Raw genomic sequence first — 15,637 nt, 5'->3', positions numbered from 1 at the left:
CCGCGGTTGCTCGGGTCCTTCGACCCGGTCCTGCACGGCTGGGTGTCGCGGGCCGACGTCGTGGGGGAGCACCGCGGCATCGTCACGAGCAACGGGCTGTTCCGGCCGTTCGCGATGGTGGGCGGCCGCGCCGTGGCCCTGTGGAGCCTGGCCGCCGGGACGGTGACGATCCGCCCGCTGGAGCCGGTGCGCCGGGCCGACCTCGCCGCGCTGGAGGTCGACGCGGCCCGCGTGCTGGCCTACCTCGGCCTGCCCGGGCGGCCCGCGGTCGTCGACGCGGGCTGAGCGAGTCCGTCGTCCCGGGGGATACCGACGCGATCCTCCCGGCCACGTCGCGCATTTCGCACCTCCCGCGGCCGGCCCGCGACTACAGTGAGCCGGCACGAACGGGGGGAAGCGTGGAGCTGCACACGACAGAGGTCGACGGCGTCGGGACCTTCTGGGTGGAGTCGGGGCGGCCGACCCTGCGCGCGAGCGTGATGTTCCGTGGGGGCATGGCCGACGAGACGCTGCCGACCTCAGGCTGGACGCACCTGCTGGAGCACCTCGCGCTGCACGGGCGGGAGCGGGTCGACCTCGACGTCAACGGCTCGGTCGACCTGTTGGTCACCAGCTTCGACGTCCACGGCGAGGCCGGTGACGTGGTGGAGCACCTGCGTGCGCTGACGACGTGGCTGGCCGACCCGGACCTGTCAGGCCTCGAGCACGAGCGGAAGGTGCTGCGGGCCGAGTCCGCCCGACGGGGTGGGTCCGCCGCTGCGGACGCGATGCTCTGGCGCTACGGCGCCCGGGGCCCGGGGCTCGTGGCCTACGACGAACCGGGGCTGACGCGGGCGAGTGTCGACGCCCTCCTGGTCCACGCGGCACGACGGTTCACCACGGGCAACGCCGTCCTGTGCCTCGACGGTCCGCCCCCGCCAGGGTTGTCGTTGCAGCTGCGCTCCGGGGAGGCCCTGCAGACGCAGGCTGCGACACCGTGCGAGCAGCCGTTGCCCGGCGCCTACGCCGGTCAGGACGACGTCCTGTGCCTGTCAGGGCTGGTCCGCCGATCTGCCGCGTCCACCGCCCTGGGGCGGTGCCTCCAGCGTCGGCTCGCGACCCGCCTGCGGCACGAGGCGGGCGGCTCGTACGCCCCGTGGCACGGCTACCACCCCGTCAGCACCGACACCGCCGTGCTTCTCGCCGGCGCGGACCTGATGCCCGAGCTGCGCCCCAAGGCCGTCTCCGTGGCGCGCTCGGTGCTGCAGGAGCTCATGCGTGCCGGGCCGACCCGCGAGGAGGTCGCCGAGGACGCGGCGGTCGTCGTGAGGACCTACCGCGACCCTTTCAACCAGCCCGGCACGGCGCGGTTCTCGGCGCGTGCGGTGCTGCTGGGCGAGGAGACCACCGACGTCGAGGAGCTGGTGCGTGAGGCGGAGCAGGTGACCCCGGACGCGGTCACCGAGACGGCCCGCGAGCGCCAGCGAACGATGCTCGTGGGGGCACCGCGTGCGGCGCGCGTGGATGACTCGATCACCTGGCTGGACGCCGCGCGACCAGCCAGGACGACCTCGGGGCAGCGCTTCCGGGCGCTGGACCATCCGGTGGACCGATCGGTCATCACCGTGTCGGAGCACAGCGTCGAGGTGGCCTGGGGCGACCGGGGGCGCGCCGTGGACCTGGCGCGGCTGGCGGGCGCCTTCGCCTTTCCCGACGGCGGCCGCACGCTGGTCGACCAGGACGGCTACGCGGTGGCCGTGGAGCCCTCGCTGTGGCGCAACGGTGGCGCCCTGAGGGAGCGTATCGACGCGGTGGTGCCGCCCCATCTGGTGCTCCCCATGGAGCCGCGCGACCCGCAGGTGGTGCCTCGACCCAAGGTCACGCCGGCCGAGCACTGGCGGCTGCGGCTCCGCGGCGCCGTCAGGGCGTGGTGGGTGGCGCCGGTCGGCTTCGGTGCCCTGGCCGTCGCGGTGCGCGGGACGTTGAGCCTCAACGCCATGCCGGTCTTCGCGCTCTCGACCTTGATCTTCCTGAGCGCCTGGTATCGCAGGGACCGCCGCTGACGGGTCGAAGGCCCCGGGCGCCTCTCCGTTCCCGGTCTAGCCTCGTGGGTGAGTCAGGGCGCGCGGGCGCCCGGTGGGGGCCCCGGGTCGTCCTGACGGGGAGGGGCACGTCATGAGGCACCGACACCTGACGATCGGCGCAGGGGCGGTGGCCCTTGCCGTGGCTGCGGGGTCCGCCGTCGCCTGGGCACCGGCGGGGGCGGCGGCCAGGAGCGGGACGGGCACGGCGCACGGGACCACGTTCACGCCCGGGGCCGCCGGCGCGGGCGACCCCTACTTCCCGCTGGCCGGCAACGGCGGCTACGACGCCCAGCACTACGACCTGCGGCTGGCCTATGACCCGGCGACCGGCCGCCTGTCCGGGAGCAGCGTGCTGCGGGCCCGGGCCACCCAGAACCTCTCCCGGTTCGACCTCGACCTCACCGGCCTGGCCGTGGCCGGCGTGACGGTCGACGGCCGCACGGCGCAGGCCCGTCGGGTCGGCCAGGAGCTGGTCATCACCCCAGCCTCGGGGATCCGCTCCGGGCGCACCTTCTCCGTCGACGTGCGCTACGCCGGGGTGCCCCGCGCCATCACCGACCCCGACGGGTCCATCGAGGGGTGGGTCCGCACGGCCGACGGCGCGTTCGTGGTGGGGGAGCCGGTCGGCTCGATGTCGTGGTTCCCCTCGAGCAACGCCCCGTCGGACAAGGCGTCCTACGACCTGCACATGAGCGTGCCCCTTGGCACCTCGGTGTGGGGCAACGGCGTCCTGCGTTCGCACGGCACCAGCGCCGGGAGGACGACGTACTGGTGGCACCAGCCCCAGCCGATCCCGACCTACCTGGTCACGGCCACCCTCGGCCGGTTCGACCAGCGCACCGGCCGGACCGCGCACGGCCTGCCCGTCTACCTCGCCGTGGACCCGTCGGTGACGGGGGCGCCCTGGGCCACCCTCCAGCGCAGCGCGGAGATCACCGACTGGGAGACCGCCCAGTTCGGGCGCTACCCCTTCTCGGCCACCGGCGGGGTCGTCGACAACGCCCGGTCCGTGGGTTATGCGCTCGAGACCGCGACCAAGCCCATGTATGACCGCGCGCCGGACCTCCTGACGGTCGTGCACGAGCTGGGGCACCAGTGGTTCGGCGACTCGGTGACGCCGCGCCTCTGGCGGGACATCTGGCTCAACGAGGGCTTCGCGACCTACGTCGAGTGGCTCTGGACCGAACGCCACGGTGGCCGCACGGCGGGCGCGCAGCTGAGCGCCCTGCTGGCGAAGTACCCCGCCTCCGACCCGTTCTGGAAGATCCCCCCGGCCAACCCCGGCGGCCCGGCGGCCCTGTTCTCCACCCCGGTCTACGAGCGCGGCGCGATGGCTCTCGTGGCGCTGCGTCAGCGCATCGGCGACGCGACCTTCGCCCGGCTGCTGCGGACGTGGGCGGCTGAGCACCGCTACGGCGGGGCGTCCACCACCGACCTGCTCCGGACCGCCGAGCGCGTCAGCGGACAGCAGCTCGACGGGCTGTTCGACGCGTGGCTCTACCAGCCGCACCGCCCTGCGGGTGCCTGACCCGCCTATCGCCTAGGGTCGGGGGAGTGGGATCCCCTGACACGACACCGACGACGGTCGAGGCGGTGGTCTTCGACCTGGGCAACGTGCTGATCCGCTGGCACCCGCACCAGGCCATCGCCCGCGAGGTCGGCCCGGAGCGGGCGACCGCGTTCCTGGCCGCCGAGGACTTCAGCTTCCAGGCGTGGAACTCCGAGCAGGACGCCGGGCGTGGCTGGGCCGAGGCCGAGGCGCTCGCTGTCGCCAGCCACCCGCACTGGGAGCGCGAGATCCGGGCCTACCGGGCGCACTACGAGCACTCGCTGCTCGGGCCGATCGAGGACACCGTGGCCGTGCTGGAGGAGCTGCACGGGCACGGCATACCGCTGTTCGCGCTGACCAACTGGTCGGCCGAGCTCTTCCCGCACGCCCGGGAGCGCTTCGGCTTCCTCGGGCTGTTCGAGGACATCGTCGTCTCCGGGGACGAGGGGATGGCCAAGCCCGACCCGAGGATCTTCGCGACCCTGGCCCGACGGGCCGGGCGCCGGCTGGCGTCGTGCGTGTTCATCGACGACAGCGCGCGCAACGTCGCCGCGGCCCGGGAAGCCGGCATGGACGCCATCCACTTCACCGACACCGGCCACCTGCGGGGCGACCTGCGCCGGCGTGGCCTCCCGCTCGCGCCCGCATAGACTGGGGCGGCCAGCGCCACCCCGACCCCCTCAAGGACGTACCCGTGTCGATCAAGGACATCCGCCTGTTCGGTGACCCCGTGCTGCGCACTCCCGCTGCCGAGGTCGTCGACTTCGACAAGGAGCTGCGCCAGCTCGTCAAGGACCTCACCGACACGATGATCGACGCCCCGGGCGCCGGTCTGGCCGCGCCGCAGATCGGCGTCGGGCTGCGCGTGTTCACCTACTACGTCGACGACCAGCTCGGGCACCTGATCAACCCCGACCTGTCGCTGTCGGAGGAGCTGCAGGACGGCGAGGAGGGGTGTCTGTCCTTCCCCGGCATCTACTTCGACACCCCGCGTGCGCTGCGGGTGGTCGCCAAGGGCTTCAACGAGTATGGCGACCCGGTCACCCTCGAGGGCAGCGAGCTCATGGCGCGCTGCATCCAGCACGAGACCGACCACCTCAACGGGATCCTGTTCATCGACCGGATGGACCGCCAGCAGCGCAAGCTGGCGATGAAGGCCATCCGCGACGCCGAGTGGGCCGGCCAGGAAGCCCCCACCGTCAAGGTCAGCCCGCACGCCACCTTCGGCAAGGGCCTCTGACCGCGTGCGCCTGGTCTTCGCCGGCACCCCCGAGGTCGCCCTGCCGAGCCTCGACGCGCTGGTCGCCTCCTCCCACGAGGTGGTCGCCGTCGTCACCCGTCCCGACGCCCGGGCCGGGCGGGGCCGCACCCTCGTGCCGTCGCCGGTCAAGGAGCGTGCGCTCGAGCTGGGCCTGGAGGTCCTGACCCCGCGGCGGCCGAGCGAGCCGGAGTTCCTCGACCGGCTGCGCGAGATCGCCCCCGACGCGTGCCCGATCGTGGCCTACGGCGGCCTGATCCCGAAGACCGCGCTGGAGATCCCGGTCCACGGCTGGGTCAACCTGCACTTCTCGCTGCTGCCGGCCTGGCGCGGGGCCGCCCCGGTGCAGCACGCCGTGATGGCCGGTGACGAGGTCACCGGCGCCACCACCTTCCTGCTGGAGGAGGGGCTGGACACCGGCCCGACGTTCGGGGTGATGACCGAGGCCGTGCGCCCGGGCGACACGTCCGGCGACCTGCTCGAGCGGCTGGCCCACGCCGGGGCCGGACTGCTCGTCGCGACCCTGGACGGGCTGGAGTCCGGCGACCTCGAGGCCGTGCCGCAGCCTGCCGAGGGCGTCTCGCTGGCCCCGAAGATCACCGTGGAGGACGCCCGGGTGCGCTGGACCACCCCGGCGCTGGCGGTCGACCGGCAGGTGCGCGGCTGCACCCCGGCACCCGGTGCGTGGACCACCTTCCGCGGCGAGCGGCTCAAGGTGCACCCGGTGACGGTCGCCGCCGACGCGGACGCGGTGGCACCCGGTGAGCTGATGGTCACCAAGCGCGAGGTCCTCGTGGGCACCGCCACCACGCCGGTCCGCCTCGGCACCGTGCAGCCGCACGGCAAGAAGGCCATGGCCGCCGCCGACTGGGCCCGGGGTGTGCGCATCACCTCCGGCGAGGTGCTCACCGATGCCTGAGCCGGGTCGCCCCGACCAGCCCCGCCGTCCCGACCGTCCGCGCAACCCGCAGCGTCCCCACCGGCCGCAGCAGCGCTCGGCCCAGCGGCCCTCGGAGCGCTCCCGCAGCACCGACCCGGCGCGGCTGGCCGCCTACACCGTGATGCGTGCCGTGGCCGACGGCGCCTACGCCAACCTCGAGCTGCCGAAGGTGCTGCGGGCCAAGGGCGTCCGCGGTCGCGACGCCGGCTTCGCCACCGAGCTGACCTACGGCGCCACCCGCATGCGGGGGCTCTACGACCCGATCATCGCCAGCGCTGCGGGACGCTCCTTGGACAAGGTCGACGAGGCCGTCCTCGACACGCTGCGCCTGGGCGCGCACCAGCTGCTCGGCATGCGGGTGCCGGTGCACGCCGCCGTCGACGAGACCGTGGGCCTGGCCCGCAAGGTCAACGGTGCCGGTGCGTCGGGCTTCGTCAACGCCGTCCTGCGCCGGATCAGCGAGCGGTCGCTGGAGGAGTGGCTGGCCGTGGTCGCCCCCGAGGGCGGTGACGAGCTGGCCCGGCTGGCCGTGGTGCACTCCCACCCCGAGTGGGTCGTGCGCGCGTTGCGGGCCGCGCTGCTTGGGCACGGCGCCTCGAGCGCCGACACGGTCGACGCCGACCTGCAGGACCTGCTCGCCGCGGACAACGCCCCGCCGAAGGTGTCGCTCGTGGCGCGCCCCGGCCTGGCGACGGTCGCCGAGCTCGTCGACGAGGGCGCCACCGCCTCGACGCTCTCACCCGTCGGGGCCACCCTCGACGCCGGTGACCCCGGCGCCATACCCGCTGTGCGTGAGGGGCGCGCCGCGGTGCAGGACGAGGGCTCCCAGCTCCTCGCCCTTGCCCTGGCCGCCGTGCCCGTGGAGACCGGCTCGGCGCACCAGCGCTGGCTCGACCTGTGTGCCGGCCCCGGGGGCAAGGCCGCCCTGCTGGCCACGCTGGGGGCGCAGCAGGGCGCGGTCCTGTTCGCCAACGAGGCCAGCGAGCACCGCACCGACCTGGTCCGCCAGACCCTGGCCGCCGCCGTCGACGCCGGCATCGAGGTCATGGTCGGCACCGGCGACGGCCGCGACCTCGGCGAGGAGGAGCCGGAGTCCTTCGACCGGGTGCTCGTCGACGCCCCCTGCACCGGCCTGGGCGCGCTGCGGCGCCGACCCGAGGCCCGCTGGCGCCGCTCGCCGGCCGACCTGGCCGACCTCGGCGGCCTGCAGCGCGAGCTGCTCGAGTCGGCCATCGCCGCGACGAAGCGCGGCGGGGTCGTCGGCTACGCCACGTGCAGCCCGCACCTGGCCGAGACCCGGTTCGTCGTCGGCGACGTGCTCAAGAAGCACCCGGAGGTCAGCGTGATCGACGCCCGGGAGTTCTTCCACGACGCCCTCGGGGCCCCGGTGGCCGACGTCGGCGAGGGACCCTACGTGCAGCTGTGGCCGCACCGGCATGGCACCGACGGGATGTTCCTGGCGCTCCTGCGCAAGCACTGAGCACGGGGCCCGGCGTGGGTGAGCAGCGGGTCCGGACGGCTCACCGGCGGCGGGCGGACCGCTCCAGGGCGGGGCTGACCCAGCCGTTGTCGGCGGGGTTGAGGGTGACGCCCGGTGCGACGATCTCGTCGATGCGGTCCAGCACGTCGTCGGTGAGGTGCACGTCGGCGGCGGTGAGCTGTGACTCGAGGTGCTCCATCGTCCGCGGCCCGATGATGGCCGAGGTGACCGCGGGGTGCCGCAGCACGAACGCGATGGCCAGCTCGACGAGGCTGACCCCGGCGTCGTCGGCGAGCTCGGCGAGCCGGTCCGCGGCGTCGAGCTTGCGCTGGTTCTCCGGCAGGTCGAGGTCGAACCGGTTCGCCAGCCGCTTGCGCGCCTCCGACGTGGGTCCCTCGGTGCTGTCCTTGCGATAGCGGCCTGACAGCCAGCCGCCGGCCAGGGGGCTGTAGGAGAGCACGCCCATCCCGTGGCGCCGGCAGGTGGGCAGCACGTCGTTCTCGATGCCGCGGGTGAGGATCGAGTAGGTCGGCTGCTCGGTCACGAACCGTTCGCGGTGGCGCCGCTGGGCGGTCCACTGTGCCTCGACGATCGCCGAGGCCGGGAAGGTCGAGTGGCCGATGTAGCGCACCTTGCCCTGGTGGACCAGGTCCGAGAGCGCGCCGAGGGTCTCGTCGAGGTCGGTCTCGGGGTCCCAGCGGTGGATCTGGTAGAGGTCGATCCAGTCGGTGTCGAGCCGGCGCAGCGAGTCCTCGACCTCCCGGATGATCCAGCGCCGGGAGCTGCCGCGGTGGTTGAGGTCGTCGCTCATCGGCATGAACGCCTTGGTCGCGAGCACGACGTCGTCGCGGCGGCGGGCGAGGGCCTTGCCGACGATGACCTCGGACTCGCCGTGGGAGTAGACGTCGGCGGTGTCGACGAAGGTGATACCCGCGTCGAGGGCCCGGTGGATGATGCGGATGCTCTCCTGGTGATCCCCGGTGCCCCACTCGCCGAACATCATGGTGCCCAGGCAGAGCTCGCTGACCCACACGCCGGTGCTGCCGAGCCGTCGCTGCTCCATGTCAGCCCTCCTCGCCGGCCCGGGTGGGTGTGGCGGAGCGGGTCGCTGCGGCGTACTCGTCGTCGGTGACGTGCTCGCCCCAGGTGGCGTCGTCGTCCTCCCACATCGCCAGGTGGGTCATGAAGTGGTCGGGGAGTGCACCGTGCCAGTGCTCCTCACCGGGTGGGGTGTGGACGGTGTCGCCGGGGCGCATGACGATGACCCGGTCGCGCGTGGCGACGACGCCGATGCCCTCGGTGACGTGCAGGGTCTGGCCGAGGCTGTGGCTGTGCCAGGCGGTGCGGGCGCACGGCGAGAACCGCACGGCGTTCACGCGCATCCGTGACTCGTCCTCGCCGCGGGCGATGACGTCGAACCACACGTTGCCGGTGAACAGCTCGGCGGGTCCCTCGGTGGTGGGCTGCTGGGTCAGGAGTTCCACGTTTCCTCGTTCTCTGGGGAGCGGACGGTCGAGCTGGTCGCCTCGTCGCGTGACCGCGCGGGAGTGGTCCAGCTGGCGAGGAGGTCGAGTGCCTCCGCGGAGGGGGAGCCGGGTGGGGCGGTGTAGATGTTGATGCGCTGGCCGGGGTCGCCGGGGAGCTCGAAGGCCTCGTAGTCGAGCTCGAGGTCACCGACGAGCGGGTGGTGCAAGTGCTTGCGGCCGGTGCGGTGGTACCTCACGTCGTGGGCGGCCCAGCGTCGGCGGAAGTCCTCGCTGCGGGTCGAGAGCTCCCCGACGAGGTCGGAGAGCTCCTTGTCGTAGGGGTCCCGGCCGGCCTCGGCGCGCAGGAACGCGACGCAGTCGTTGGCGGCCTTGTCGTAGTCGTGGAAGAAGTCCGGCGCGGCCGGGTCGAGGAAGATGAACCGGGCGCTGTTGGGGTGCTCTCCGGCGTCGGCCTGTTCGTAGAGCGGGCTGTAGAGCGCCCGGCCGAGGTCGTTGGCCGCCAGGACGTCGAAGCGGCCGTTGCGCAGGTAGGCCGGCATCGGCATCTGGTCGAGGATCCGCTGGAGGGACGGACGGACGTGCCGCTTCGCCGGGGTGCGCCGCGGCGGGCGGCGGCTGCTCGGCGTGCTCGCGGTGCGGACCAGCCGGTAGAGGTGGTCGCGTTCGGCCTCGTCGAGCTGCAGGGCGTGGACGACCCCGTCGAGGACGCTGTCGGAGACGCTGCCGACGCTGCCGCGCTCGAGTCGGGTGTAGTACTCGACGCTGATGCCGGCGAGCAACGCGACCTCCTCGCGGCGCAGGCCGGTGACCCGGCGGTTGGCGCCGTAGACGGGCAGGCCGGCCTGGTCGGGGGTGATCCTGGCGCGGCGCGTGGTGAGGAACTCGCGGATGTCGTCCTTGGCGGCCATGCCACTCACGGTACGGCGGCGCCGGCGATGTGGGAGTCCCTGCCAGTACCCCTCACGACAGGTCCTCCCGGAGCCGAGAGCGCCACGCCCTAGGCTGGCGTCCGTGCAGATCTCCCCGAGCATCCTGTCGGCCGACTTCGCCAACCTCGAGCGTGAGCTGCGCCGGATCAGCAACGCCGACTGGGCCCACGTCGACGTCATGGACGGCCACTTCGTGCCCAACCTGACCCTCGGCCTGCCCGTGGTCGAGGCCCTGGCCAAGGTCAGCCCGATCCCGCTCGACTGCCACCTCATGATCGACGACCCCGACCGGTGGGCCCCGCAGTACGCCGAGGCCGGCGGCGCCAGCGTCACCTTCCACGTCGAGGCGGCCAGGGACCCCCGCCAGGTCGCCCGCGACCTGCGCGCGGCCGGGGCCCGGGCCGGCATGGCCATCAAGCCCGGCACCGCCTTCGCGCCCTGGGCCGACCTGCTGCCCGACCTCGACATGGTGCTGGTCATGACCGTCGAGCCCGGCTTCGGCGGCCAGTCGTTCATGGCCGACCAGATGCCCAAGGTGCGCGAGGTGCGCGAGGCGGTGCGTCGCCACGGCGGGGACATCTGGGTGCAGGTCGACGGCGGGGTCTCCGCGGACACGATCGAGCAGTGCGCCGAGGCCGGGGCCGACGTCTTCGTGGCCGGGTCGGCGGTCTACGGAGCGCAGGACGCGGCCGCCGCGGTCGAGGAGCTGCGGGCCCTGGCCACCGCCCACCGCCACGGGTGAGGACCGTCACGCGCACCGCGGGTGCCTGAGCCTGCGGCGCGGATGCGATACTGACGGCACGCGCTCCGGGGTCGGTGCAACTCCGAACCGGCGGTGACAGTCCGCGACCCGACCGCAGCCAGCGGCCGGTTGACCTGGTGGAACTCCAGGACCGACGGTGAAAGTCCGGATGGTAGGCAGCGCGTGCGGGACCGTTCCCGGTCGTGGCCCCCAGGGCCACTGGCGAGGCGGAACCGTTGCAGGACAACGGCTCTCGAGCCCGTATGCCGCGCCGCCAGGTGCGTCCTCCGGTCCCCGAGGTGCCTTCTTCCGTCCACCCCGGAGCTCGCCCGAGACAGGCTGAGCACGAGGGGCAGGACATGGACCAGCAGGCGCAGGAGCAGCGCGACGTCGCGCTGATGCGTCGCGCCCTCGAGCTCGCCTCCCGCGGCCCGGTGGCCGACCCGAATCCCCGCGTCGGAGCCGTCGTGCTCGACGCCGCCGGCGCGGTCGTCGGCGAGGGCTGGCACCACGGCGCCGGCACCGCTCACGCCGAGGTCGAGGCCCTGCGCGCCGCGGGTGAGCGGGCCTCCGGCGGCACCGCCGTGGTGACCCTCGAGCCGTGCAACCACACCGGCCGCACCGGCCCGTGCTCGCGGGCGCTGGCCGACGCCGGCGTGGCCCGCGTGGTCTACGCCCAGTCCGACCCCAACCCGGTCGCGGCCGCCGGTGCCCGGACCCTGCGCGAGGCCGGCGTCGAGGTCGTCGGTGGCGTGCTGGCCGTCGAGGCCGCGGCGCTCAACCGGGCCTGGACGTTCGCCGTCAGCCACGGCCGGCCGCTCGTGACCTGGAAGTTCGCCGCCACGCTGGACGGCCGCTCCGCCGCCGCCGACGGCACCAGCCAGTGGGTCACCGGGGCTGCCGCGCGGGCCGACGTGCACGACCTGCGGGCGGAGTGCGACGCGATCCTCGTCGGCACCGGCACGGTGCTCGCCGACGACCCGCGCCTGACCACCCGGCACCCCGACGACACCCTGCGGGCGCGTCAGCCGCTGCGGGTCGTCATGGGGGAGCGGGACCTGCCGGCCTCCGCGCGGGTCCTCGACGACGCCGCGCCCACCGTGCACCTGCGCGAGCGCGACCCGGCCCTGGTGCTCAAGGCGCTGGCCACCCGGGAGGTGCGGCACGTCTGGCTGGAGGGCGGCCCGACCCTGGCCGCGGCGTTCCTCGCCGCCGGCCTCGTTGACGAGGTCGTCGCCTACCTGGCCCCGGCGCTGCTGGGCGCCGGCGCGGCCGCGGTGGGGGACCTCGGCATACAGACCATCGGTGAGGCGTTGCGGCTCGTGCCGCGCGAGGTCACCACCCTCGGCGAGGACATCAAGGTCGTCGCCACCGTCGCACCCCAGGGAGGGCGTTGATGTTCACCGGCATCGTCGAGGAGCTCGGGCAGGTCGTGTCCGTCGAGCCGGGCGAGGACTCCGCGGTCCTGCGGGTCCGCGGCCCACTGGTCACCAGCGACGCGACCCACGGCGCCTCGATCGCGGTCAACGGCGTGTGCCTGACGGTGGTCGAGCACGACGCCGAGTCGTTCTCGGTGGACGTCATGGCCGAGACGCTGCGCCGCTCCAGCCTGGGCGCCCTGTCCGCCGGTGACCCGGTCAACCTCGAGCGGGCCATGGCCGCGAGCAGCCGCTTCGGCGGCCACATCGTGCAGGGCCACGTCGACGGCACCGCGACCATCACCGCCCGGGAGCCGGGGGACCGGTGGGAGGTCGTGACCTTCACCCTGCCGCAGGCCCTGGCCCGCTACGTCGTGGAGAAGGGGTCGATCACCGTCGACGGGGTCTCGTTGACCGTCTCGGCCGTCACCGACGACACCTTCTCCGTCTCGCTCATCCCGACCACCCTCGACCTGACCACGTTGGGGCACAAGGGAGTCGGCGCCACCGTCAACCTCGAGGTCGACGTGCTCGCCAAGTACGTCGAGCGCCTCATGTCCGCAGGAGGGAAGGCATGAACATCCTCCAGCGCCTCTTCGAGGCCCAGCTGACCATCGCCGGGCAGCCGATCCTGTGGCGCGAGGTGATCGGCAACGCGTTCGGCTTCGCCTCGGCGATCGGCGGCATGCGCCGGCGCGTGTGGGCCTGGCCGGTCGGCATCGTCGGCAACGCCCTGCTGTTCACCGTGTTCTTCGGCGTCGCCTTCTCCAACCCGCAGGGCGAGACGCTCTACGGCCAGGCCGGGCGGCAGGTCTTCTTCATCATCACCAGCGTCTACGGCTGGTGGCGCTGGGACCAGGTACGCCGGGCGCGCGCCGCCGGCGACGCCCACGTGCCGGCGATCACCCCGCGGTGGGCGACCGGGCGCGAGCGGGCGGCCTACGTCGCCGCCTGGCTGGTCGGCGTGGTCGTGGCCCAGCAGGCCTTCCACGCCATCGGCGCCGGCTTCCCGGCCCCGCGCTGGTACTACTGGTGCGACGCGTGGATCTTCGTCGGCTCGATCGTGGCGACCTACGCCATGGCCCGCGGCTGGAACGACTTCTGGCTCGCGTGGATCGGCGTCGACCTGGTCGGGGTGCCGCTGCTGGTGCACTCCCACTTCTACCCCTCGGCCGTCCTGTACGCCGTGTACGGCGGCCTGGTGATCTACGGCTTCTTCGTGTGGCTCCGGGCCTCCAGCGTGGAGACCCCGGTGGCCCGCGAGACGAGTGAGGTGAACGCATGACGACCGCCCTGTCGACCGTCGAGGAGGCCCTGGACGCGCTGCGCCGCGGCCTGCCGGTCCTCGTGACCGACGACGAGGACCGCGAGAACGAGGGTGACGTCATCCTCGCGGCGCAGACCGCGACCGAGCAGTGGCTGGCCTGGACGATCCGCTGGTCCTCGGGCGTGGTGTGCGCGCCGATGCCCGACGAGGTCGCCGACCGGCTCGAGCTGCCGCCCATGGTGAGCCGCAACGAGGACCCGCGCGGCACGGCATACACGATCTCGGTGGACGCCCGCGAGGGCGTGAGCACCGGCATCAGCGCCGCCGACCGGGCCCGGACGGTGAACCTGCTGGCCGACCCGGCGACCGAGGCCTCCGACCTGGTCCGGCCCGGCCACGTGTTCCCGCTGCGGGCCCGTGAGGGCGGGGTGCTCGTGCGCGCCGGGCACACCGAGGCGGCCGTGGACCTGTGCCGGCTCGCCGGGCTGTCCCCGGTCGGTGTCATCGCCGAGCTGGTGCACGACGACGGCGCCATGATGCGGCTGCCGGCGGTGCTGGAGCTCGGCGCGAAGCACGAGCTGCCGGTCATCACCATCGAGCAGCTCATCGCCTGGCGGCAGCGCAACGACCGGGTCGAGAAGATCGTGGAGACCCGGCTGCCGACCGTGCACGGCGAGTTCCGGGTGCACGGCTACCGCGACATGGTCACCGGCGACGAGCACGTCGCCCTGGTCAGCCCGAAGGGTATCGAGGGGCGGGCACCCTTGGCGCGCCTGCACTCCGAGTGCCTCACCGGAGACGTCTTCGGCTCCCAGCGGTGCGACTGCGGCCCGCAGCTCGAGCGGGCGATGGAGCGGGTCGGGCGCGAGGGCGGCGTCATCGTCTACCTGCGCGGCCACGAGGGCCGGGGCGTCGGGCTGCTGCACAAGCTGCGCGCCTATGCCTTGCAGGACAAGGGTTTTGACACCGTGGACGCCCAGGTCGAGCTGGGCCTGCCGATCGACGCCCGGGAGTACGCCGCGGGTGCGGCGATCCTGGCCGACCTGGGCCTGCACGCGGTGCGGCTGCTGACCAACAACCCGTTGAAGGTCAACGCGATGCGCGACTACGACATCGACGTCGTCGCGGTCGAGCGGCTGAGCATCGTCCCGGGCGAGGACAACGAGCACTACCTGCGCACCAAGCGCGACCGGATGGGGCACGACCTCGTCATCGAGGCGACGGACAAGGGAGCATCAGCATGAGCGGGGCGGGTTCACCGGACCTCCAGGTCGACGGCAAGGGACTGCGCGTGGCCGTGGTGGCCGCGTCGTGGCACCAGACGGTCATGGACGGGCTCGTCGAGGGGGCCCGCCGGGCGCTGACCGAGGCGGGCGTCGACACCGTCGAGCTGGTCCGGGTGCCGGGCACCTTCGAGCTGCCGGTCGCCTGTGCGCGCCTCGCCGGCTCGTACGACGCGCTGGTCGCCCTGGGCGTCGTGATCCGGGGCGGCACGCCGCACTTCGACTACGTCTGCCAGGCCGCGACGGTCGGGCTGACCGACGTGTCCGTGCGCACCGGGGTCCCGGTCGGCTTCGGCGTGCTCACGTGTGACGACGACGCGCAGGCGCTTGACCGGGCCGGGCTGCCGGGGTCCTCCGAGGACAAGGGGCACGAGGCGGCGACCGCCGCCATGGCCACCGCGGTCACATTGCGAGACCTGTCCGGGCGGGACGCGGCCGTTGTCGGGGCCTGACATAGCCTGACGCGGTGACCGACAACGCCCTGCGCCGCGCCCTAGCCCGAGCCCGAGATGGCAAGGCCCTCGACGCCGCCGAGGCCGAGGTGCTCCTCGGCGCGCGGGGTGCGGACCTCGTCACGCTGTCGGAGGCCGCCTCGCGGGTGCGCGACGCGGCCATGGTCGCGGCCGGGCGTCCCGGGGTGGTCACCTACTCGCGCAAGGTCTTCATCCCGCTGACGCGGCTGTGCCGGGACCGGTGCCACTACTGCACGTTCGCGACGGTGCCGCACCGTCTCCCCGCGGCCTACCTGTCCCCGGACGAGGTCCTGGAGATCGCCCGTGAGGGTGCCGCGCAGGGGTGCAAGGAGGCGCTGTTCACCCTGGGCGACCGGCCCGAGGACCGCTGGCCGGCGGCGCGCGAGTGGCTCGACGCGCACGGGTACGACGACACCCTGGCCTACGTGCGCGCCATGGCGATCCGGGTGCTGGAGGAGACCGGCCTGCTGCCGCACCTCAACCCCGGGGTGATGTCGTGGGCGGACCTGCAGCGGCTCAAGCCGGTCGCGCCGTCGATGGGCATGATGCTCGAGACGACCTCCGAGCGGCTGTGGTCCGAGCCCGGCCAGGTCCACTTCGGTTCTCCCGACAAGGATCCCGCCGTGCGGCTGCGGGTGCTCGAGGACGCCGGCCGGGTGGGCGTCCCGTTCACCACCGGCATCCTCGTCGGCATCGGCGAGACGCCGGCCGACCGGGTGGAGAGCATCCTGGCGATCCGCCGGGTGGC

Annotated in this window: 17 protein-coding genes and 1 riboswitch; of the genes, 14 read left to right on the top strand and 3 right to left on the bottom strand. The window is 73.6% G+C overall.

All coding sequences use genetic code 11. The features are described from left to right. From VF825_RS11700 to VF825_RS11670, 7 genes are all read left to right on the top strand, one after another. On the top strand, positions 1 to 285 hold a 285-nt coding region (locus tag VF825_RS11700), incomplete at its 5' end, for a DNA glycosylase AlkZ-like family protein (RefSeq protein WP_331113433.1). A 113-nt stretch (positions 286 to 398) separates the two neighbouring features. Further along, positions 399 to 2,042 (top strand): hypothetical protein, encoded by a 1,644-nt coding sequence (locus tag VF825_RS11695; RefSeq protein WP_331113431.1) that lies wholly within the window; start codon positions 399 to 401, stop codon positions 2,040 to 2,042. A 112-nt stretch (positions 2,043 to 2,154) separates the two neighbouring features. Then, positions 2,155 to 3,591 (top strand): M1 family metallopeptidase, encoded by a 1,437-nt coding sequence (locus VF825_RS11690; RefSeq protein ID WP_331113429.1) that lies wholly within the window; start codon positions 2,155 to 2,157, stop codon positions 3,589 to 3,591. A gap of 26 nt (positions 3,592 to 3,617) precedes the next feature. Further along, positions 3,618 to 4,262, top strand: coding sequence for an HAD family phosphatase (locus VF825_RS11685; RefSeq protein ID WP_331113427.1), 645 nt, complete (start codon positions 3,618 to 3,620; stop codon positions 4,260 to 4,262). A 44-nt stretch (positions 4,263 to 4,306) separates the two neighbouring features. Then, on the top strand, positions 4,307 to 4,852 hold the full coding sequence (gene def / locus VF825_RS11680) for a peptide deformylase (protein ID WP_331113425.1): 546 nt from the start codon (positions 4,307 to 4,309) through the stop codon (positions 4,850 to 4,852). Positions 4,853 to 4,856: 4 nt separating this feature from the next. Beyond that, positions 4,857 to 5,789, top strand: coding sequence for a methionyl-tRNA formyltransferase (fmt, locus tag VF825_RS11675; protein WP_331113423.1), 933 nt, complete (start codon positions 4,857 to 4,859; stop codon positions 5,787 to 5,789). Then, a complete protein-coding gene (locus VF825_RS11670) occupies positions 5,782 to 7,290 on the top strand; it encodes an RsmB/NOP family class I SAM-dependent RNA methyltransferase (RefSeq protein WP_331113421.1) in 1,509 nt (502 codons plus the stop codon). Before fmt ends, VF825_RS11670 begins: the two co-directional genes overlap by 8 nt. 40 nt (positions 7,291 to 7,330) lie before the next feature. Here VF825_RS11670 and VF825_RS11665 read toward each other — a convergent pair whose 3' ends face one another. The 3 genes from VF825_RS11665 to VF825_RS11655 are packed head-to-tail and all read right to left on the bottom strand — an operon-like array spanning position 7,331 to position 9,685. Continuing rightward, positions 7,331 to 8,353, bottom strand: coding sequence for an aldo/keto reductase (locus VF825_RS11665; protein WP_331113419.1), 1,023 nt, complete (start codon positions 8,351 to 8,353; stop codon positions 7,331 to 7,333). Between the two features lies 1 nt (position 8,354). Beyond that, positions 8,355 to 8,774: a (R)-mandelonitrile lyase gene (locus tag VF825_RS11660; protein ID WP_331113417.1), complete on the bottom strand. Its 420-nt coding sequence runs from the start codon at positions 8,772 to 8,774 to the stop codon at positions 8,355 to 8,357. Beyond that, on the bottom strand, positions 8,762 to 9,685 hold the full coding sequence (locus VF825_RS11655; protein WP_331113415.1) for a helix-turn-helix transcriptional regulator: 924 nt from the start codon (positions 9,683 to 9,685) through the stop codon (positions 8,762 to 8,764). Before VF825_RS11655 ends, VF825_RS11660 begins: the two co-directional genes overlap by 13 nt. A 103-nt stretch (positions 9,686 to 9,788) precedes the next feature. Here VF825_RS11655 and rpe point away from each other — a divergent pair, with 103 nt between their 5' ends. From rpe to cofG, 7 genes are all read left to right on the top strand, one after another. After that, positions 9,789 to 10,448 carry a ribulose-phosphate 3-epimerase gene (gene rpe, locus VF825_RS11650; protein WP_331113413.1) on the top strand — a complete coding sequence of 220 codons (660 nt, stop codon included), beginning with the start codon at positions 9,789 to 9,791 and terminating at the stop codon, positions 10,446 to 10,448. A gap of 56 nt (positions 10,449 to 10,504) precedes the next feature. Continuing rightward, a riboswitch (FMN riboswitch) is annotated at positions 10,505 to 10,635 on the top strand. Positions 10,636 to 10,807: 172 nt separating this feature from the next. Beyond that, positions 10,808 to 11,845 carry a bifunctional diaminohydroxyphosphoribosylaminopyrimidine deaminase/5-amino-6-(5-phosphoribosylamino)uracil reductase RibD gene (ribD, locus tag VF825_RS11645; RefSeq protein ID WP_331113411.1) on the top strand — a complete coding sequence of 346 codons (1,038 nt, stop codon included), beginning with the start codon at positions 10,808 to 10,810 and terminating at the stop codon, positions 11,843 to 11,845. After that, positions 11,845 to 12,444: a riboflavin synthase gene (locus tag VF825_RS11640; protein ID WP_331113409.1), complete on the top strand. Its 600-nt coding sequence runs from the start codon at positions 11,845 to 11,847 to the stop codon at positions 12,442 to 12,444. The genes ribD and VF825_RS11640 overlap by 1 nt, the downstream gene beginning before the upstream one ends. Then, complete coding sequence (pnuC, locus tag VF825_RS11635; protein WP_331113407.1) at positions 12,441 to 13,151, top strand: nicotinamide riboside transporter PnuC; 711 nt, start codon at positions 12,441 to 12,443, stop codon at positions 13,149 to 13,151. The genes VF825_RS11640 and pnuC overlap by 4 nt, the downstream gene beginning before the upstream one ends. Beyond that, positions 13,148 to 14,377, top strand: a complete 1,230-nt coding sequence (locus VF825_RS11630) for a bifunctional 3,4-dihydroxy-2-butanone-4-phosphate synthase/GTP cyclohydrolase II (RefSeq protein ID WP_331113405.1) — start codon at positions 13,148 to 13,150, stop codon at positions 14,375 to 14,377. The genes pnuC and VF825_RS11630 overlap by 4 nt, the downstream gene beginning before the upstream one ends. Then, positions 14,374 to 14,868, top strand: a complete 495-nt coding sequence (gene ribH, locus VF825_RS11625; protein ID WP_331113403.1) for a 6,7-dimethyl-8-ribityllumazine synthase — start codon at positions 14,374 to 14,376, stop codon at positions 14,866 to 14,868. The genes VF825_RS11630 and ribH overlap by 4 nt, the downstream gene beginning before the upstream one ends. 14 nt (positions 14,869 to 14,882) lie before the next feature. Then, the coding region (gene cofG, locus VF825_RS11620) for a 7,8-didemethyl-8-hydroxy-5-deazariboflavin synthase CofG (protein ID WP_331113400.1) at positions 14,883 to 15,637 on the top strand (755 nt) is incomplete at its 3' end.

It is taken from the genome of Oryzihumus sp., assembly GCF_036391795.1.
In the GTDB taxonomy this organism is placed as follows: domain Bacteria; phylum Actinomycetota; class Actinomycetes; order Actinomycetales; family Dermatophilaceae; genus Oryzihumus.
This window is presented reverse-complemented; position numbering and strand designations above follow the sequence as displayed.

What these genes read in the sequence shown, in the direction of transcription:
- VF825_RS11690 (WP_331113429.1), top strand. Translation starts at nt 2,155, where the DNA reads ATGAGGCACCGACACCTGACGATCGGCGCAGGGGCGGTGGCCCTTGCC.
- VF825_RS11670 (WP_331113421.1), top strand. Translation starts at nt 5,782, where the DNA reads ATGCCTGAGCCGGGTCGCCCCGACCAGCCCCGCCGTCCCGACCGTCCG.
- VF825_RS11665 (WP_331113419.1), bottom strand. Translation starts at nt 8,353, where the DNA reads ATGGAGCAGCGACGGCTCGGCAGCACCGGCGTGTGGGTCAGCGAGCTC.
- VF825_RS11655 (WP_331113415.1), bottom strand. Translation starts at nt 9,685, where the DNA reads ATGGCCGCCAAGGACGACATCCGCGAGTTCCTCACCACGCGCCGCGCC.
- ribD (WP_331113411.1), top strand. Translation starts at nt 10,808, where the DNA reads ATGGACCAGCAGGCGCAGGAGCAGCGCGACGTCGCGCTGATGCGTCGC.
- VF825_RS11640 (WP_331113409.1), top strand. Translation starts at nt 11,845, where the DNA reads ATGTTCACCGGCATCGTCGAGGAGCTCGGGCAGGTCGTGTCCGTCGAG.
- pnuC (WP_331113407.1), top strand. Translation starts at nt 12,441, where the DNA reads ATGAACATCCTCCAGCGCCTCTTCGAGGCCCAGCTGACCATCGCCGGG.
- VF825_RS11630 (WP_331113405.1), top strand. Translation starts at nt 13,148, where the DNA reads ATGACGACCGCCCTGTCGACCGTCGAGGAGGCCCTGGACGCGCTGCGC.
- ribH (WP_331113403.1), top strand. Translation starts at nt 14,374, where the DNA reads ATGAGCGGGGCGGGTTCACCGGACCTCCAGGTCGACGGCAAGGGACTG.